12 protein-coding genes are annotated in these 20,076 nt (G+C 41.9%); 4 read left to right on the plus strand and 8 right to left on the minus strand.

Annotation, left to right across the window (positions count from 1 at the left end; all coding sequences use genetic code 11):
- The first annotated feature begins 10 nt into the window (after window positions 1–10).
- Window positions 11–802: an SDR family oxidoreductase gene (locus tag ACYH0O_RS22330; RefSeq protein ID WP_482630392.1), complete on the plus strand. Its 792-nt coding sequence runs from the start codon at window positions 11–13 to the stop codon at window positions 800–802.
- 49 nt (window positions 803–851) lie between these two features.
- Here ACYH0O_RS22330 and ACYH0O_RS22335 read toward each other — a convergent pair whose 3' ends face one another.
- From ACYH0O_RS22335 to ACYH0O_RS22365, 7 genes are all read right to left on the minus strand, one after another.
- Window positions 852–1,922, minus strand: a complete 1,071-nt coding sequence (locus ACYH0O_RS22335) for an SDR family oxidoreductase (RefSeq protein ID WP_482630393.1) — start codon at window positions 1,920–1,922, stop codon at window positions 852–854.
- A 178-nt stretch (window positions 1,923–2,100) separates the two neighbouring features.
- Window positions 2,101–4,104, minus strand: a complete 2,004-nt coding sequence (locus tag ACYH0O_RS22340; RefSeq protein ID WP_482630394.1) for a penicillin-binding transpeptidase domain-containing protein — start codon at window positions 4,102–4,104, stop codon at window positions 2,101–2,103.
- Between the two features lie 217 nt (window positions 4,105–4,321).
- The gene (locus ACYH0O_RS22345) at window positions 4,322–5,851 is read right to left on the minus strand and encodes an AbgT family transporter (RefSeq protein ID WP_482630395.1); all 1,530 of its coding nucleotides are present in this window, start codon (window positions 5,849–5,851) and stop codon (window positions 4,322–4,324) included.
- A 194-nt stretch (window positions 5,852–6,045) separates the two neighbouring features.
- Window positions 6,046–7,353: a hypothetical protein gene (locus ACYH0O_RS22350; RefSeq protein ID WP_482632643.1), complete on the minus strand. Its 1,308-nt coding sequence runs from the start codon at window positions 7,351–7,353 to the stop codon at window positions 6,046–6,048.
- 6 nt (window positions 7,354–7,359) lie between these two features.
- Complete coding sequence (locus ACYH0O_RS22355) at window positions 7,360–8,592, minus strand: M20 family metallo-hydrolase (RefSeq protein WP_482630396.1); 1,233 nt, start codon at window positions 8,590–8,592, stop codon at window positions 7,360–7,362.
- Window positions 8,589–9,911: an amidohydrolase gene (locus ACYH0O_RS22360; protein WP_482630397.1), complete on the minus strand. Its 1,323-nt coding sequence runs from the start codon at window positions 9,909–9,911 to the stop codon at window positions 8,589–8,591. Before ACYH0O_RS22360 ends, ACYH0O_RS22355 begins: the two co-directional genes overlap by 4 nt.
- Entirely contained in the window at window positions 9,908–11,110 is a 1,203-nt protein-coding gene (locus tag ACYH0O_RS22365; protein WP_482630398.1) for a M20 metallopeptidase family protein, read from the minus strand. Before ACYH0O_RS22365 ends, ACYH0O_RS22360 begins: the two co-directional genes overlap by 4 nt.
- 438 nt (window positions 11,111–11,548) lie before the next feature.
- Here ACYH0O_RS22365 and trhO point away from each other — a divergent pair, with 438 nt between their 5' ends.
- Window positions 11,549–12,514: an oxygen-dependent tRNA uridine(34) hydroxylase TrhO gene (trhO, locus tag ACYH0O_RS22370; RefSeq protein ID WP_482630399.1), complete on the plus strand. Its 966-nt coding sequence runs from the start codon at window positions 11,549–11,551 to the stop codon at window positions 12,512–12,514.
- Between the two features lie 64 nt (window positions 12,515–12,578).
- On the opposite strand, the gene ACYH0O_RS22375 is transcribed toward trhO, so the two are convergent.
- Complete coding sequence (locus ACYH0O_RS22375; RefSeq protein ID WP_482630400.1) at window positions 12,579–17,837, minus strand: 5'-nucleotidase C-terminal domain-containing protein; 5,259 nt, start codon at window positions 17,835–17,837, stop codon at window positions 12,579–12,581.
- A gap of 1,392 nt (window positions 17,838–19,229) precedes the next feature.
- On the opposite strand from ACYH0O_RS22375, the gene ACYH0O_RS22380 reads away from it, so the two are divergent.
- A complete protein-coding gene (locus ACYH0O_RS22380; protein WP_482630401.1) occupies window positions 19,230–19,424 on the plus strand; it encodes a helix-turn-helix transcriptional regulator in 195 nt (64 codons plus the stop codon).
- 5 nt (window positions 19,425–19,429) lie between these two features.
- Window positions 19,430–19,903 (plus strand): DUF3278 domain-containing protein, encoded by a 474-nt coding sequence (locus tag ACYH0O_RS22385; protein ID WP_482630402.1) that lies wholly within the window; start codon window positions 19,430–19,432, stop codon window positions 19,901–19,903.
- Window positions 19,904–20,076 lie beyond the last annotated feature (173 nt).

Genomic DNA, 20,076 nt, shown 5'->3' on the forward strand with positions numbered 1-20,076 from the left:
GTGGATTTTAATGGATTTTGGTTTAAAAAATAAAGCAGTGATTGTCACTGCTTCCAGTAAAGGATTAGGAAAAGCAACGGCACTCGAGCTTGCAAAAGAAGGGGCTCATGTGCTTATTTCCAGCCGAAATGAAGAAGAGCTTCGATCTACCGCAAAAGAGATCATTGAACTGTCCGGGAATCACGAAGTCTATTTTACAACATGTGACATGACAAAAGCAGAAGACATTCAAGCACTCGTGGAAACAGCGGTAAATAAACTTGGAGGTGTTGACATTCTCGTCAACAACACAGGCGGCCCACCTGCAGGGGGCTTCCAGCAATTTGATGATGAAGACTGGCAGTATGCCTTTGAGCTTAACCTGCTCAGCTATATCCGTACCATCAGAGAGGTTATTCCCCATATGAAAAAGAATAAGGGCGGACGGATCGTCAATATCGCTTCTTCCTCCACGAAGCAGGCAATTGATGGTCTGATTCTATCCAACACCTTCAGAACAGGAATTGTCGGCTTATCGAAGAGCTTATCAAGGGAACTGGCCCAGGATCACATTCTCATCAACACGGTAGGTCCGGGTAGAATTGCAACAGAACGAGTGGCTCAGTTAGACCAAATACATGCAGAAAAACAAAATATCCCCGTTGAAGAGCTAAAGGATATGAGTGGAAAAGCGATACCTATTGGGCGTTACGGGGAGCCAGAAGAGTTTGCCCGAGTGATTACTTTTCTGGTTTCAGATGCAAATACCTATTTAACCGGTCAATCCCTCGTCGTAGATGGCGGATTGGTTACCGCACTATAAAAAAGCAATGCCCCAATGGCACGTACCATTGGGGCATTGCTCATTCTATTTATACAGTGAGTTTTCCTCCGTTAGGCTCACATCCCGTCCGAATGATCATCTCAACCATCTCATTCGACATATCCAAATGAGAAACGGCAGTACCTTCCATCAGGTCTTGAGTATTGCGATCATCAAACGTCAACGCCCCTGCCAGATACACCTTGAACACATCAATCAGGCTATTAAGCTTTACTTCCTCTTCATCTAACTCATACTCACCCGTGTTTTCAACGACTGATAAGTTTTCAAATTGAAGTGCCTCTTTTAACATTTTCAGAAGCTCGATGTTCTCTGGAGGATTCGGATTCGTAATATGATAGATTTTGTTCGCTTGGGCCTTTTCTGGAGCAAGACTTAGAATGTCCGCTACATAATCAACTGGAACGAGATTGGAAGTACCGTTTTTCGCTGCAACCAGTCTGTAGGTACGCTCTTCTCCCCCGCGCCTTGCAGTCTTACGCTTGAACACACCAAGAGCACGCATGAATCCGTACAGTGTGAATTGGGAGTCCGCTTCCCCCGTTTTAGAATCTCCTACAATAATAGCCGGACGGAAAATGGACACATCCATTTTGTCTCGATAAGAAAAAACAAGATGCTCCGATTTCACTTTGCTTTCCTCATATGGGTTATGGAACTCTCCGTCTGCTGGATAAAGCTCCTCCACCCCTTCTGCCAGCTTTCCGACTGTGTAAGCCGTACTCACATAATAAAACTTCTTCACTTGCATTATGGTAGCCAGTTCAAGGATATGCTTGGTCCCATCGTAATTAGCAGCAAATAGTTCATCACGCAAATCAAAATCAAATTTCACCAGGGCAGCGAGGTGATAAACCTCATCAATCTTTCCTGTTAACCATTCAAGATCATCCCTGCTCAAGCCGGCATTGGGAATGGTAATATCCCCTTGAAAAATATGAATTCTCTTTTGCTCATCCATTTGAAAGGAATCTCTTAATCTTTCAGCCTTCTCTACATTTCTTACTAAAATGTAGACTTCGTTACGTTTATGTTGTAAAAGGTTCTTGATGAGCCTCCCACCAAGAAAACCTGTCGATCCCGTTAAAAATAAATTCAAATTGATCACTCCTGTTGAATTTCAACCTCTAGGGCTATTTTGTCTATCATAGCACATATTGAAAGCGGAATCGTGGTTAATGAGAGAGTTGGAACATGATGTCAAAAGACGGACGTTTAATAGCAAAAAACGATGAGCATATTTCTGCTCATCGTTTTCAACTCATATTCTCTTCACTTTACCAGCTATCATAAAATCTTTTCGTCACTTCTACCGTATGCGTACTGCCTCCCGCTTTTTCTACGTCTTCAAGAAGCACGGCAAGCACCATCGTCGGGTCATTCTGATCATAAGATACAAATAATCCATTTTCAGTCCCGGTTGTTCCTTGTTCTGCCTTGATCTCTGCCGTACCGGTTTTACCTGCGATTGCTTTCCCTTTTACACTCGCTTTTCCGGCAATTCCTTCAGTGACAACTTTTCGCAAATCTGTTTTCAGCATGTCTGCTTGTTCTTTCGACAGTAAGTTTTCTTTCCATACTTCATGTTCCTCGCCCAATAAGACCCTTGGCTTCATCATGGTTCCATCGTTGATGATTCCGCCATAGGAGCTGGCCAGGTGAACAATGCTCATGAGAACCTCCCCTTGACCAAAGGCTGAATCAGCCAGTTGGACTTCTTTGGAGATGGTTCCGTCATTGGAGATTTGTGACTTATAAATTGGATAAGAAGTTGGAATATTCTCTCCAAATCCAAATTTCTTTAATCCTGAGATAAAGGTATCTGCCCCCATCTCTAATCCCACTCGGGCAAAATAGATGTTATCCGAGAATTTCAACGCACTTTCCAAGTCCACCTTACTCTCATTATCAAAGACACGGACGACTCGGTAATTCCCCCAGGAATCATCCTTCTGCCACTTCTTCCCCGTAATATCATAGATCTTATTTGGATCTAGCTTTCCGGATTTCAATCCTACCGAAGCTGTGATGCCCTTCATGGTTGATCCAGGTGAATACGCAATTGGAAAACGATTCTGTAAAGGCTTTTTCGGATCGTCAGCCAACTTTTTGTATTTTTCAGAGGACATGCCCAATACAAAATCATTCGGGTCATAGGCTGGCGTACTGACCAGTGCCAATGCTTCACCCGTTTGAGGATTGAGGGCTGCCGCTGTCCCTGCTTCACTCTTCATCTGTTCATAAAGCTTCCTTTGCATTTCGGCGTCGATGGTCAAGGTGATGTTTTTGCCATCTTCAACCGGTTGTTCTGCAACGGGCACTACTTCTTCAGACTCTTCTTTCTTCAAATAAATCTGCTGACCATCTTTTCCTCTTAATTGGTCTTCATATACTTCTTCAGCACCACTGAGCCCCATCAATGATTGAGCTGTATAGCCTTCACCTTTTAGTTTCTCCAGCTTTTCTGCTGTAAGTTTTCCTATATAACCGGTCAGGTGGGCGGTCGCTTCCCCATATGGGTATTCCCTTGCAGGCACCCGGTTAGAGTACAGACCTCCTAATTCAATAACTTCCAGAGCTAAAGGTCGCTCGGTTAGGGAAATCTTTTTAATCGGCACAAAAAATTCCGGTTTCACCCAGCTCTGATCAAGTTTACCCTGAATGGATTCCGCTGACATATCGAGCAAGGAAGCCAATTTACTTAAATCACTATCATTAAACTCTTTCGGTACGATCCCCAGTTCAAATGCCTCTCCATTCATCGCAAGGGGCTGTTGATTCCGGTCAAGTATATCCCCGCGCTTAGCAGGTATACTCTCCACACCTACTTTATCTCCCTTTTCCATTTCCGGCAGGATAAAAGAAGGCTCCCATTCTACAAACCAATTTTCATCTTCACCTTGTTTTTCTTTGGTTAAAGTGATTTCTTTATCATAGGACACCTTACCAGCCAAAGTGTTGAAAGTAATTTTTAAAGGAAATCCCGCTTTTGTTTCCTTGTCCCAGTCCATTTCTTTTTTCGGCTTTTTAAAAGTTACCTTTACATCCTTCACTTCTAAATCTTCATAGATGTCCTTGTATCTCGTGACGAAATCTTCTTTCTTGAACGACTCTTTAGTTGAAGAGTTTAGATACTCTTTGAACATGCTTTCAAACTTTTCTTTATTCCAAAGTTCGACGTATTCCTGCAAGCGATCATCAGGCTTTGGCTTCTCTTGACATCCGGCGACCAACAGACTGAAAGAAATAAAGAGACAAAACAGCATGACTTTTCTATACATATGTACTGACAACCCCTATATTAGACTTTTCATTTCACTTCTAATTCTTTCAAAAAAAACAAATATTTTCAAATTTAATGTATCTATATGCTTGTATCTCTTAGGTATGATTATGACTTGAATGGGTGACGAAAGTTGTCATATCTTGAAGCACGACACATATAAATTATTTTTGACAAATAAAAAAGGCCAGTTTATAAACCGGCCTTCTCTACTACTATAAGTAAACCCCTACCCCAGGACCAAATGGAATACCTAATAACGCAAATGTCAGAAGTAACACGATCCATACAGATAAGAACGCGATCGTATAAGGAAGCATAAGTGAGATCAAAGTTCCCAGCCCTGCTTTTTTATCATACTCCTTCATAAAGGCAAGAATCACGATGATATACGGGTTCATCGGTGTGATGATATTCGTTGATGAATCCGCGATACGATAGGCCGCTTGTACAAACGCCGGGTTATATCCAAGTGTCGCAAACATCGGGATGAAGATCGGTGCTTCCAATGCCCATTGAGCGGAACCACTGAAGATCAATAGATTCAATAATGCTGTCAACAGGACAAAACCGATAATGGCCGCAAGCCCCGTCATATTGATCGATTCCAGGAAATTCGCCCCACTGACCGCTACCCATGTTCCTAGATTTGTCCAGTCAAAGTAAGCGATAAATTGTGCTGCTGCAAAGATTAGTACGATATAACCGCCCATGTCTTTCATGGCTTCTGTCATATACTTTGGTACGTCCCTGCTGGATTGAATTTTCTTCACGGTCACCCCGTAAGTAACCCCGATCACGATAAAGAAGAATAGCGTGATGGGAATGATTCCGGATAAGAAGGTAGAAGGAATAAGTCCCCCATCTTCATTTCGCATCGGAGAGTCCGGCCAGGCAATCGAGACGACTAACAGGACGATAAATGCTAATCCTGCCAAGGTTGCATTTCGAAGCCCTTTTCCTTCTAAAGGACTCTCTTCTTCTAAAGTTTTATCTACTTTCCCTTTGTATGTCCCTAAACGCGGCTCGACAATTTTTTCGGTAACAAAAGCGCCTACAACTGTAAGAAGAGCAACAGATGCAATCATGAAGTACCAGTTATCCACTGGTGTTACCGTTACTTCAAATGCTTTGGCAGCTTCGGTTGATATACCTGCGAGTAGCGCATCGGTTCCGGTAATGATAAAGTTTGCCGTAAAGCCTGCTCCTACTCCGGAGAACCCGGCAGCAAGTCCAGCCAGAGGATGTCTTCCCACCGTATAGAAGATCATGGCGGCAAGTGGAGGAATGATAACGAAGGCTGCGTCTGACGCCAGGTTCCCCATGATTCCTACCATAATAACAGCGTATGTAATCAATCCTTTGGGAGCGTTTAAAACGGTTTTCTTAATCGCTGTTTCCAGTAATCCCACCTTTTCCGCCAATCCGATCCCAAGCATCATCGCTAATACGAGGCCGAGTGGAGCGAAGCCGGTAAAGTTATCGAGCATGGAGGTCAGGATGTATTGGAGTCCCTCTCCGGAAACCAGGCTCTTGATCGCTAACTCTTCTCCATTTTTCGGGTGTATAACCGTCACACCCAGACTTGAAATAAACCAGGAAAATAAAACAATAAAGACAGATAAGTACACAAACAACATGAATGGGTCAGGGAGTTTATTCCCTACCTTTTCAATTCCACCTAAAATTCGAAGATATCCCTTCTCCTTTTGAGGTGGATTTGGCTCTAAATTGGGATTTGTCATGAGGTCACTCCTTCAAATAATATTTTAAGGAATAATTCCTTTTTACTTCCGTTAATAAGTATTTCGATATTAATTGTGTAAATCCTCTTTATTTTTTAATATTTATGAGAAAATTTTAAATTTACGGATTACTGAATGGATGAGGATAAAAAATCCCCTACTCATAGTTAGAGTAAGGGATTTTTAGGATTCATTTATTTAAGTTGGAAGCGATATAACTTCCTTGGTCTTCCCCTGCCGCCGCTTTGTTCTTCGCCGCTGATTTCCACAATCCCGATCCTTTCCATTTCAGTAAGAATTCTACGCCCGTTCCGTTCGGTGCTTTTCAGCCAGCGGGAAAGGTCCTGGGACGTGATTTCCTCTTTGTCGTAATGACGGGAAAGAGAAAGGATTTTTGAGACGATGGCTGAACTGACCGAAGCCCCTTTAAAGACTTCCTTCCATTCATTGCCCCAGTTGTTGAGAGCGTATGTAATGGACTCCGACGATGGAAGAATTTCCGTTATCGTCTTGTCTTCATTGACACTTATGACGATGGAAGATTCGTGCTTTCTCGCATGTTGAAAAGCAAGACGTACATGATGTTCCGCTTCTAATACGGTCACACCAAACCCTAATCCCACACGGATATCCAGATCTGTATGGGTCTTCACTTCCTGAGTCAAAGTAGTGAAAACCGACTCCTTCTCATGAAGATCGAGTTCCCCTCTCGTTGTATAAACGAAGAACAATCCGTCCCCTAATTGAACCATGGAACCATTGATCTTCTGGGCAATATCAAGGAGATTCCGCTTCAGATCCAGCTCCTGATGCTTCATTTTATAAGAAAAATGGGACTCGTCCAATGTCTGTGTGGAATAGATGACTTCGATTCCAACGATGGCAATTTGGGATTTACGATATTTCCTCGATTGTGCCCTCTCTAATAAATACTGCAAAATCATCCGGATGGATAAATTCGTCGGTACGACACGGTAACAAGGAATGCCTGCTTCAGTGAGGCGCTTTTGGACACTTTGAATACACGTAATCGCCGATTCAATTTCACCTTTTTCGTAGAGTGAACGGTGATAGTCTACGAGTTCATCTGCACTCCGGTATCCTTCATATGGATAGCTTGAGATTTCTAATTGATCAAAGGAGTGAAATTGAACGGCTGTTTCAATTTCCTCCTTTGATATTGTATCTATACTAATCTTATTTAACAGAGTCTGTTCTTTCATTTGCGCTTCTAATAATGCCCCAAAGAAACTGGATCCATGTAAGGGCGGAAAGCTCCCTTCCTTTTCCGTGATCCATCCTTTCTCAAGCGCATAATAGAAGGGGGATTGTCCTGAAAAGAACCATTGATCTACTAGACCGCGGTTCTTCTCAAGAATTTCTTCTATTTCATTCACCCCGTGATAGGGAAAATTCATAAGTTCTATATTGTCAAAATGAGTGGCCACATGATTGATCCGCTGAATCGAATCATCCGGGCCGATGACACCAATTTTTATCATCAACTGTTATTCACCTGCTTCTTGCCGCAATACTTCAGCTAGAATCTCGACTCCTGCATACAGGTCTTCTAATGAGCTATGTTCCTTTGGGTGATGGCTGATCCCTTTTTCACAGGGAATGAATACTAAAGCAGATGGCCATTTCGCTGCCATATTCATGACGTCATGCCCTGCCCCGCTGTCCATGTCAAAGGTGTCGTACCCAAGGGATTCCCCGGCTTGTTTGACTCTGGCTATCAGCTCTTCATCTAATAGAATAGAAGGATTATCTACAAGAGTTTCTATGTTGATTGTAACATTAAATTCAATCTCTAAGCTTCGACACTTTTCAATTATTTTATCGGCCATGGATCGCTTTAGGTCATCGTCGACGGATCGGATATCGATTCCCGCTTCTGCATCGCCCGGGATCACATTCATGACGTTCGGTTTCACGTTCATCGTGCTGACGGTTGCTACAAGTGGTTTCTGGGACTGGCTTGATAGCTTTTCCGCTTCTTGGGAAACAAATGTGATTAGGGGAGCTAGAGCCACAAGGGCGTCCGCCCGTTTCCCCATTGGTGTCGTTCCCGTATGACCAGCCATTCCTTCCACCTTTACCTTCAAGCGGATCGGACAGGCTACACCCCGGACAATTCCGAATTGAGCAGCATGATCTTCGATTTGGGTCCCTTGTTCAATATGAAGCTCGATGAAAGAGAGGATTTCCTCTCTGGAGCGTTCAGCTTTTTCAACAGATGACCAGTCTAAACCCGTTGATTCCACTGCTTCTTTAATGCTGACCCCGCGCTGGTCTCTTACGTTTTTTACTGATTTATCAAGAATTCCTGCCACACATTTACTTCCCAGAGTAGAAACACCGAAACGTGCTGACTCTTCAGAGGCAAAACAGGCAACTTCAAGGGAGTGATGTGGTTTGAAACCACGGTCTTTTAATGCTTTCACGGCTCCCAGTCCACACAGGACACCGGCTACCCCATCATAGCCTCCTCCGTTTTCAACCGTATCGAGATGAGATCCGGTCATGACAACTTGACTGGTCTCCCCTTCCCACCTGGCAAATAGATTCCCTGCCCGGTCCCTCTGTACGGATAACCCTAACGTTTCTGCAACGCCCTGAAACACATTCATGGAAGCAGTCTCTTCCTTGGAATATCCTAATCTCGTAAATCCATCGGGTTGATCCATCGTGTCAACCAAATTTAATGCTTCTAGAGTTGTTCTTAACCATTCTTTCAACTCGCAACCTCCTCTTTTAGGTGAGATAATTTTAGAATAATACGTGCGAAGGCATCCACTGCCACGTTTAAGACGCCTTCTTCAAAATCGAATCGGTGGTGATGATGTCCGTTTTTCAATCCTGTTCCAAATACCATGTAGGTTGCTTTTCCACCCTGATTTTGTACCTCATTCATCATATAGGTCACATCTTCTGATGCCTTTAAAGGTAAACCATCATGGATTTCGGATATAAATGGACTTTCCCCTCCCACATCCTTTAACCACTGAATCCATTCAGGGTTACATGCTGCTTCAACCGTCTCTCCCACCACATTGATTCCGGTTTCCACACCATAAAGGTCTCCCGATGCTTGAAGGATACGCAGAGCTTCCTTCTGCATGTACTGATTGATGGCAGTCGTTTCCCCTCTTGTTTCCATTTCAAGATGAGCTTCATCGGCAATGATGTTTCGGCCTGCTCCCCCTTGAAGCTTCCCGACATTGATCCTGGTCGCCCCGTCAGAATGGCGCGGGATATTGTAAAGGTGAAGACTTGCCGCTGCCGCAGCCAATAAAGCATTCTTCCCTTTTTCAGGCTCGAGACCTGCGTGGGCCGCTTTTCCTTTATAGGTGACGTTGATTTTGGATGAAGCGAGAAAAGAATGAGTCGTAGCATACACTCGTCCAAGCTTTGAATCCCGAATGCCGATATGACCGCTTGCAAAGTAATCGACATTCTCCAGCCAGCCTTTTTTCACCATGGCTTTTGCTCCCCGTCCACCTTCTTCAGCAGGCTGGAAGAGGAGAGTGAACCTTCCAGAGATCTGGTCTTTGTATGCTGACAAGAAGCTTGCCACACCAAGTCCGATAGTAGCGTGACCGTCATGACCGCAAGCATGCATGATCCCTTCATTTTGAGAACGAAAACCTTCTTTCATTGGCAGGTGGTGATCAGGATCATTCGCTTCTTTTATGGGCAGGGCATCGATATCAAAACGGAACGCCATATGTGGACCGGGCTTTCCTGTATCAAATGTGGCAGCCAATCCTGTATGACCGGCTTTCATTTTATCGAGCCAGCCCTTTTCCACGCCTTCTTTTTTGGCACGTTCTTCTTGAAGGACTAAATATTCCTGTAGGGGAACCCCCATTCGTTCCGTGGACTCCAAAGCATCTTTTCCAAGGTGAACCGTGAAGCCGAGGTTGATTAATTCTTTTCCGATCAGATAGGTGGTTACATATTCAGTGAACCCCAGTTCGGGCTTCTGATGAAAGGTGCGTCTGAAGGCAGTGAGTGCCGGTGATATTTCATTAATAAAATGTTCAACAGTTTTCATCTTTCAAGACTCCTTTTTTCAAGCTTTTCCAACGTATCCAGTGCAAGCTGGGCCATCACTTCAATCCCTATAGGCAATGCACTTTCATTTAGTTTAAATCTCGGGTCATGGAGAGGGTATTGTGATTCAGAATCCTTCACAGCTGTCCCCAGCCAGTAAAAAGCACCTGGATATTTCTTCAGAAAGCGGGAGAAATCCTCTCCTCCAAGAGACGGAGATACGACAGGCACAGCTTCTTCTCCAAGTACTTTTCGGGCAGCGTTACGCACTTCATCTGCCCATTGAGGTGTGTTGATCGTCGCGGGGTATCCATCTAAATATTCGATGGTCATGTGAGCCCCAAAGCTTTTTCCTACTCCTTCAATGATGGAGTGAAAACGGTCCTTCACCATTTCATTCACTTCCGGTTTGAAGGTTCGAATGGTTCCCTCAAGGGTTACTTCATCCGCAATGACATTGTAGCGATAGCCTCCTTCGATTTTCCCGATGGTGAGGACGGCAGAATCGATGGGATCTGTATTTCGGCTTACGATCGTTTGAAGCTGGGTGATAAGATTGTTAGCAATAATGATGGCGTCATTGGACTGATGAGGCATGCTCGCGTGTCCACCAGATCCTTTAACGGTAATCTTAAAGCGGTCCGAAGCTCCCATGATTTCATGATGGAGAACCCCGATTTCCCCGACAGGCAGGTCCGGCCAAACATGCTGCCCGAAAATGACGTCAGGCTTATATTCGTCGAATACTCCGTCGTCCATCATTTGCTGAGAACCTCCTACAGGGGCATTCTCCTCCGCCGGTTGGAAGACAAGAAGAATCGTACCTGCTATTTCCGGTTTTAGTTGATTCAATACTTTCCCTGTACCAACGAGCATGGCCGTATGGGCATCATGACCGCACGCATGCATTTTGTTATGGATAGTGGATTTGTAGGAGAGATCATTTTCCTCCTGGATTGGCAGTGCATCAATATCGGCTCTTAATGCTACCGTACCTCCAGGTTTTTCTCCTTTAATGAATCCAAGCACTCCTGTTTTGGCATAGCCCGTTTTAAATGGAATCCCTGCTTCTGCTAATTTCACTTGAATCGTTTTCGATGTTTCGAATTCCTCTTCACTCACCTCAGGGAATTGGTGAAGGTGTCTGCGTAATTCTATGACTTCTTTCTCTACTGATTGGACAAGCTGCTTTAACTTCATGAAAAATCTCCTTTTTCGGTCGAATGATTATTTAAGGAAAAGTTCCTTAATAATACCGTTAATAGATATATTCGATATAAAGTTGGAAAATCCTATGTGGAGTAGAAAGTTTTTTAGGAATTTGTTTTTTTGGTCAGTAGCATTGGTGAGATTCTTTTGAAGGTATTTCTTTCGGCGAGGATACTTACAAAGTGAGAGATATACGGATGTTGGACAGAAAATCTAAAGTAGGAAGGTGACAGACACCCCACAGCATCTCCCTTGTATTACTAATCTAGAACCAATTTCCACCAACTTTTCCTTGCAAAACCCACCTTTTCTCCACCATACATAATGCATTTCTTAAAAAATTTGTTATAATAGTACATCGTAAGAGTAATAAGGAACAGAATCCTAAGATTATATCTTGCAAATATATATCGATAGGTGGAAATAAAAATGAAAAATTATCGAGTACTACTGTATTACAACTATGTAGCCATTGAGAATCCTGAGGAGGTTACGGCCCAGCATAAACAATTGTGCGAGGAGCTTGGCCTTATGGGACGTATCTTGATTTCTTCTGAAGGAATCAACGGTACATGTTCCGGTACAATTGAACAGACAGATGCTTATATGGAAGCGATGAGAAAGGATCCTCACTTCTCGGACACTGTGTTCAAAATTGACGAAGCTGATGGTCATGCCTTCAAGAAATTGAAAGTTAAGCACCGTCCAGAGTTAGTAACACTTCGTCTTGAAGATGATGTGAATCCGAATGAACTCACAGGTAAATACCTTGAGCCAAAGGATTTCTTTGAACAAATCCAGCAGGAAGATACGATTCTTCTTGATGCACGTAATGACTATGAATATGAATTGGGACACTTTAGGGGAGCTGTGAAGCCGGATATCAAGAACTTCCGCGATCTTCCCAATTGGGTCCGTGATAATAAAGATAAACTGGAAGGCAAAAAGATCATCACGTATTGTACGGGTGGTATCCGCTGTGAAAAATTCTCAGGCTGGTTAGTGAAAGAAGGCTTTGAGGATGTAGCACAGCTTCATGGTGGAATCGTCACTTACGGGCAAGACCCTGAAGTGAAAGGTCAGCTATGGGACGGTCAGCTTTACGTGTTCGATGAGCGTATCGGTGTTCCTGTCAACCAGACAGAGCATGTCGTTGTTGGGAAAGACTACTACACAGGTGAACCTTGTGAGCGCTACGTAAACTGTGCGCACCCGCCTTGCAACCGAAAAATTCTTTGCTCTGAAGAAAACGAGCATAAGTATATGAGAAGCTGCTCTGATGAATGCCGCAAGAGCCCTGAAAACCGCTACATTAAAGAGCATGGTTTGACAGAGGAAGAAGTGGCAGAGCGTTTGGCAGTGATTGAGCGGGAGAAGGAAACGGAGACTATCTAAATAATATAATAAAAGCACTGGCTGAAAATTCAGCCAGTGCTTTTTTGATGTTGAAGTTTTTCTATTATGGTCTTCCACAAAGTCCAAACAATGTGCATAACCAATTTTTCAATTTCTTGATAAAGTCGAAGAAATCATCCTGCCAGTCTCCATCATCTGAATCATCTTGCTGTACTTCCTGAATGATTCTGCCTTCTACTTTAGGAGCCACTTTTTTGTTTTTAGCTAAATAGTCAGTGAATACTTCGTAGTCCACCTGATACAACTCTGTCATTCGACCTTCATCCTTAGCTGTTTTAAACATGGTATACCCGTCTCCACCATCAGCTGTAAAGGCATTTGTTGCTACTGTATACATCTTGTCGGTTTTGATTTTTTCAAAACCTTTATCTGTTTTCACTTCAACAAACCAAACTCTTTCTCCGACCGGTTTGTTTAGATCATACTTGAAGTTGATTCCTGATACTTGAAGGAATCTCCCTTCTCCTGTTTCTACCCCGCTTACACCATGTTCAAGAGCATCTAAAAGTTCCTGACCGGTTAAGTCGAGTGTCACAAGATTATTTCCGAATGGCATCGTGGTTAAAACTTCGCCTAATGTAATCTTGCCTTTATCGATGGATGCCCGAATACCGCCACCATTTTGAAGACCGATATGTGTCTTAACGGACTCATTTGCTTTTGCTACCATGGCGTCTGCAATCAGATTTCCCAGATTCGTTTCTTTCGTACGAACATCAGCACGTTCACCATTTAGAGCTACCTTCGTCTTACCTACTACTTCATTTTTAATTTCTTCCAGAGGAGCCTTGAATTCATTTACTTTCGCAAGGGCCTCTGCATCCTCTTCGTATGATTCCAGGTCGAGGACCTCACCTTCATGACTAGTAACGACACCCTCAGCATTAAAGGTTACATCCAATAATCCAAGTAGATTTAAATATTCACCAGCTTGGACAATCAGTGTAGGTTCTTCCTTCTCAATCACTACCGGCTCTTCTAATACAGTGTGAGAGTGCCCGCCAACGATAACGTCGATTCCATCAACAGCTTCTGCCAGCTCGAGGTCATGTGAATAACCTAAATGAGAAAGAACGATGATTTTATTTACACCTTCATTTTTAAGCATTTCAACCGTAGCAGCTGATTTCTCAGCAGCATCTTCGAATACTACGTTTTCTCCGGGACTTGATAGGAATTCAGTTTCTGGAGTCGTTAAGCCAAAGATACCTACTTTCTCTCCATCTACTTCTTTTATGATGGCTGAATAAATGTTGCCACCTTCACCAGGAGTGCCTATTTCATTCTTCACTAATGGTTCTAACTCTTCATCACCTGTAACAGTAACATTTGATGAAACCATCGGGAAGTTCATTTCTTTAATAAAGTCGGCTAATGTTTTAGAGTCTTTATCGAATTCATGATTCCCTAATGTCATGGCATCATAGCCAAGTTCATTCATGAACCAGAGATCTGCAAGACCTGAATATTGACGGAAGTAAAGAGTTCCTGAGAAGACATCCCCAGCATCTACTAACAAAGCATTCTCTTTCTCGGAACGCACCTCGTTTACAGCTGTGAACAGTCGAGGATATCCTTCCACATGGGCATGTGTGTCATTTGTGTGCATGATGGATAAATCAAACTCAGTCGATTCTTCCGGTGCTGCTTCTTGAACGATCCGACCTTCAACTTCAGGTGAGATCGGGTTGTTCTTTTCAAGGTAAGAAGTGAACACCTCAAAATCGACAACGAACAATTCTGTTTGACGACCATCTTCTTTTGCCTCTTTTAACATGGTGTATCCGTCTCCACCATTTGCAGTGAAAGCGTTAGTAGCAACAGAATACATCATTTCGGGATCTAATTCTTCAAATCCATTGTCTGTTTTCACTTCAACGAACCAAACCCGTTCGCCTGCAGGCTTGTTTACATCATATTTAAAGTTAATTCCTGATACTTGGAGGAATTCACCTGGTGCGTCTGTACCTTCAACCCTTGCTACACTATGCTCAAGAGCATCTAAGATTTCTTTTCCAGTTAAATCAAGTGTAACTAGATTATTGCCAAATGGCATCGTCGTTAAGACTTCCCCAAGAGTGATGTCACCAGCGTCGATTGAAGCCCGGATTCCACCACCGTTTTGAAGACCGATGTGTGTTTTCACAAACTCATTTGCTTTTGCAACCATACCGTCTGCAATTACGTTCCCTAAGTTCGTTTCTTTTCTTCGTACGTCTGCGCGTTCCCCGTTAAGGGCAACTTCTGTTTTTCCTACTACTTCTCTCTTTAATTCCTCAAGTGGTGCCTTATATTCCTGAACTTTTGCAAGAGCTTCGGCATCTTCATCGTAGTTTTCAAGGTCCAGCACCTCGCCTTTATGGCTCGTTACGACACCTTCAGCATTGAATGTTACATCCAGTAAACCAAGCAGGTTTAAGTATTCACCAGCTTGAACAATAAGGGTCGGTTCTTCTTTGTCAATGACCACCGGTTCGTCAAGAACAGTATGAGAATGGCCACCAACGATGATATCAAGACCATCTACCTCTTCAGCCAGGTCTAAATCATTTGAGTATCCCAAGTGAGAAAGAACGATGACTTTATTTACCCCTTCATTCTCAAGCATTTCGATTGTAGCCGTTGATTTTTCAACTGCATTTTCAAAAACAACATTGTCTCCGGGGTTAGAGATAAATTCTGTATCAGGTGTTGTTAACCCGAAGATCCCAACCTTTTCCCCATCTACCTCTTTGATCATCGCCGGATAGATGTTTCCACCTTCACCTGGAGTCCCTATTTCATTTTTCACCAGTGGTTCTAAATCTGCGTCACCTGTTACCGTAACGTTGGACGAGACCATCGGGAAATTCATTTCTTTAATGAAATTAGCAAGTGTCGCAGAATCTTTATCAAACTCATGGTTCCCCAGGGTCATGGCATCGAAGCCAAGCTGATTCATGAACCAGAGATCTGCAAGACCTTCATATTGACGGGAGTAAAGCGTACCTGAGAATACGTCACCTGCATCCAGCAACAGGGCATTCTCTTTTTCGGCACGAATTTCGTTAACCGCCGTGAATAATCGAGGATACCCTTCTACATGTGCGTGTGTATCATTCGTGTGCATAATCGAAAGATCAAACTCATCATTACTTTCGACAGATAAATCAAACTTCCCTACATAAGCGTCATGATCACTTGCCCGTCCATGCTCTTCCATATAAGGAGAGTTAAAGTTTACGATATCGTATTCTGCACCCGCAGCAAGACGGTTAGATACTAACATGTGATCTAAGACTTGTGCATTTCCTTGATACGTGTACGTATATCGTTCGCTAACAGGAAGAGTCTCAACAAGATTCGTTAACACATCACCTTTAAGAGTTTGAAGAGGTGCTGAGTATTCAAAATCATTTAAATCTCCCATAACGACTACATTAGCGTTTTCATTCTTCTCATGAATATCTGCTACAAAGGAATTAACAATTTCAGCGATTTTAAGACGCTGCTCTTCACTTCCTAATACAGGTGGTTGATTCTTGCCGAATAATGGCTGGTCTCCACCTTTAGAGTTAAAGTGATTATTGATGACGATAACGTCTTCACCATTAAAGTTGAACTGTGCAGCTAATGGTTTACGGCTATCATCAAATGCAGGATTTGTTGGATCGATTCTCCCTGGATTCAACGTTAAAGCACCATTTTCATAAGCTACTGCAGTAGTCGCATCTCCTTTAGTTCCTTCCGCTAGGGTTACACGCTCAGGATTATATAAATAACCGACGCGTATATTCCCCCCTGGTACCCCACCATCTACTTTATTTTCAGGAGCAACTTCCGTCCACGCATAAGTCGGACCGCCAAAATTGGCAATCGCATCACTTAATGCTTTATAGTTGGCATCCGCCTTTACAACACCATCATCTGTAGTACCACTCTCATCTAATACTTCCACTAAGCCGATAATATCCGGAGAGTTTAAATTCTCCACCATTGATTTAGCAAGCTTGTCACGTTTTTCAGTATCAGAAGCAGCAAAGTTTTCAATGTTGTAACCTGCGACGGTCAACCTGTCTTCTTCTTTTTCAATCGTTGTGACTTCAGATGTGAATTCACGCTCGGATAGTTCAGGCAGACTTTCTTCATTAACCAGGATCTTAAAGTTACTGAAACCGTAACTTACAATCCCTGTTACCGTTCCATTGAATTGATCTCCTGTTTTTGCTACATAATCACGGTTGTCTAATAATAAGAACATTCTCTCAGGATTTTGATTTTCTTTCGTTAAAAGAGGTGCACCTTCTTTTGTATACGCCTTTCCGTCTACTTTTCCAGTAATGACAGGAACTTCGCCATACTTTTGAGGTCCTGTAACGGTTGGGCTATCTAGAGATACACGCATCCCCTCTACACTTTCGTAAAAATCGATTCCATCCTGCCCGGGATCGAATTCACTGAATTGATCATTGTCGATCACTTCTGTTGGAGGAATTAAATCCTCCCCCATCACAAGGGATTCTGGAAGTTCATTGTCAGCAGAAGTGACAATGACATTTCCGTACTGTGCGTTAATTTCAGTCATCGCAAGGTCTGTATCTAACTTTTCTGAGTATCCATCCAATACCCACTCTTTTACTTGTCCATCAACCGACACGGCATCCCCTACGTTTACACCATGAGCCGGCTTATAAACAAGTAAAGCTTCAGATGTTTTATCATTATCATCTGGCTGAGCATCCTGCATGTAGAAATTGCTTGCATCCACAACGTGGGTGACAATCCCCTCTACACCTTTTACTTTTTCTGAATTGTAAGGTGACGCATGTGTTTCACCTTGAATATCGTGAATCCGCAAACCTTCAATACCTTCATATGGTGTTGGCTCATCGGACTGTTCACCGTCGAAAGAGATGGCTGTAGCATCTTTTAAGCCAGGAACCTGAAAATAGGCGGTGAGATTGCCTGTAATGATAACTTTTTTGCCGATATTGTCCGGGTTTGTTTTAAGGCCAAATTTCGCCCGGAAAGCATTGGGCAGTTGAACGGGAAGAATCTTGGAAGGGTCTGTCTCGTCCACACTATCTGCAATGGCAATATTGTAATCATTACTAAAATCACCTTCAAAATTATAACTATTGGTAGCTTTTGTATGCCCAACAATATACCCAGTAACAGTTCCTGTACCTGTATTATTCTCAATCGCTTCCTGAACCGTTAAATAATCGGATGCAGAAGCAACTGAACCAATGGGAGCAATATAACTGACAAGCATCGCCAGAATTGTTGTCAGGATTAACAACTGTTTTTTCGCTATTTTCAACCTGGTTCCTCCTCATATTGTAATGATTGTGAAATAAGCCTATGTATCTAGTAAACCGCCTATTTCATTAAACCGCTTTTTGTCTTTTTTCTATGGCACCAATACCTTCTAAGGTTTTGAAAGCGCTTACTTTTAAGTATATTCATTTCCCTTGGAAAGTCCAATTCCGTGCCAAAATACGTAGATTCGCGAAACTTATTGATTAAAATCTACCTATTTAAAACACCTCCACTAGTCTATTACACTTAGTTCAAATTCTGTAGAATAATGTAAACCAAGCACTTCTTAAATATATCACTTTTTTGTCGAGGATTAAGGAATTATAAAAAAATTTACAAAAATGAGACAATGGATTCATATTATATTAATATGAGGAGACGGAATGAGTTCGTCACTCTCTTTGAGATGTAAAGCAATCCTTTTTAGATAGGTATAAACACCCAATCATTCACTGGGTGATAACCTTAAAATATTCCATTGGTCTTCATTTACTTTCTTCTTAGATGAAACAGTTAATAATGAGGAAGCTTATTACACCCCTAATAAAAAGAATCAGTTACTGAAGTTGCAACTGATTCGTTACGTACATGAGTTTATACTTTTCTTTGAATTGGTTACTCGAGCCACAATCAATAAGGCAATGAATACAATAACTCCAACCGTGTCATACGCAACGTCCGATAAGCAACCCGTTCTTGAAAAAAATAACTGTGCACCTTCTGTAAAAAAACGAAACATACTGAGCACAAAAATACAGTAGATAATTTTCTGAATACCCATTTGTATGTAAAAGCCAATTAAAAGAAACAAAGAGCATGACTTAATTTTTGTTGTATATATGCAGGTTTCAGAAATGATAATCAGTAAAGTTAAAAAAAGAACCAAAGTCAGGCTCTGAGTCCAACGTAAATAATAGCACGTGGTTATTTAATAGATCTTGTAGATTTTCTGTACATGTTAAGCACCATAAGAATCCTATATAAGCTATTATCACCGCTACCCTCAGAATGAAACCCTCCTCTGTAAACATTTTGTCCGATAATAATATAATTTATATTTATAGATTATCATTAAGGTCATCAGGGGACCTTCATCTAACAACAACTTACTAAAACTAAATAGGTGTTTGCTGAGTTTTCCCTGTAAACACCTTGGACAGACCTCACCATTTTTGTAAGAAAATCCGTTGCTTATAACTTCCTTTCCTTTCTTGGGTTGACATTATGAAGGTCCGTCCCTCGACCTAGTCCTTCAATCTATTTAATAATGTAGGTCTAAGGATTTAATTCCAAATATAATCCACGAAATCATTGCGGTGATTCATTTTAGTATGTAATATATAAATTGCATATTGTAATATATATATTACATTTAACTTAAAAGGAAGGTTCTATGAACAATAAGGTGAAAGTAGCAAGGATTGAGAAGAATTTGACTCAAGAGGAGTTATCCAGACAAGTAAATGTAACAAGACAAACGATTGGACTAATTGAAAAGGGAAAATATAACCCAAGCCTTCAACTGTGTATATCAATCGCTAAAGCATTAGATAAAACATTGGATGAATTATTTTGGGAGGTGCACTAACATTAATGAAATCGTGGCTATCGATTTTCTTACCAAAGGATGAGTATAAGGAGAAAAGAGTACTGTATTTCCTTGCCGAATCCGCCGTCGTTTTACTAGCAATATCCTCCATCTTTTTAGCCGTAAAACGCTTCTATCCTATTAATCAAATCAGTGATGAGATCGTTGTGACAGCCCTGTCCGGCTTAGTGATTATTTATACCATTATCCGTTATATGGTTTCTGGCATTGAATATTCAAATGTATTTAACAAGACAGAATATAAAAAAGAAGTAAGGAGTATTGTTTTTCAATCACAAAAGTTCTCAGTACTATTTAGCGTCATTTATTTACTCTTTATGGGAATCCCCGAAGCCAAAGAAGGTTGGGTAGACCTATTAGGGTTATCTTTCCTTATTTGGACGTTTATGTTCTTTTTGAATTATTTCTCTCTTAAACATTCATTTAAAAAGAATTGTGAATTAGAGGAAGATAATTAATTGGTAATTGAATTACACTCTTTAAGAGGTATAAAGCTTTAACACACCTCTTAGAGAGTAAAGAATTAAGCTTATACATTCTATTCCATGCCAAACTTCCGGCAAAGGCATATTCTCAAACTGTAAAGCATAGAGTAAGTCCATTTTGGCAGCCGGAGTTTTTTGAGGGACGG

The sequence above is a fragment of the Rossellomorea sp. H136 genome (assembly GCF_056838065.1).

What these genes read in the sequence shown, in the direction of transcription:
- ACYH0O_RS22330 (WP_482630392.1), top strand. Translation starts at nt 11, where the DNA reads ATGGATTTTGGTTTAAAAAATAAAGCAGTGATTGTCACTGCTTCCAGT.
- ACYH0O_RS22340 (WP_482630394.1), bottom strand. Translation starts at nt 4,104, where the DNA reads ATGTATAGAAAAGTCATGCTGTTTTGTCTCTTTATTTCTTTCAGTCTG.
- ACYH0O_RS22345 (WP_482630395.1), bottom strand. Translation starts at nt 5,851, where the DNA reads ATGACAAATCCCAATTTAGAGCCAAATCCACCTCAAAAGGAGAAGGGA.
- ACYH0O_RS22350 (WP_482632643.1), bottom strand. Translation starts at nt 7,353, where the DNA reads ATGATAAAAATTGGTGTCATCGGCCCGGATGATTCGATTCAGCGGATC.
- ACYH0O_RS22360 (WP_482630397.1), bottom strand. Translation starts at nt 9,911, where the DNA reads ATGAAAACTGTTGAACATTTTATTAATGAAATATCACCGGCACTCACT.
- ACYH0O_RS22365 (WP_482630398.1), bottom strand. Translation starts at nt 11,110, where the DNA reads ATGAAGTTAAAGCAGCTTGTCCAATCAGTAGAGAAAGAAGTCATAGAA.
- trhO (WP_482630399.1), top strand. Translation starts at nt 11,549, where the DNA reads ATGAAAAATTATCGAGTACTACTGTATTACAACTATGTAGCCATTGAG.
- ACYH0O_RS22380 (WP_482630401.1), top strand. Translation starts at nt 19,230, where the DNA reads ATGAACAATAAGGTGAAAGTAGCAAGGATTGAGAAGAATTTGACTCAA.
- ACYH0O_RS22385 (WP_482630402.1), top strand. Translation starts at nt 19,430, where the DNA reads ATGAAATCGTGGCTATCGATTTTCTTACCAAAGGATGAGTATAAGGAG.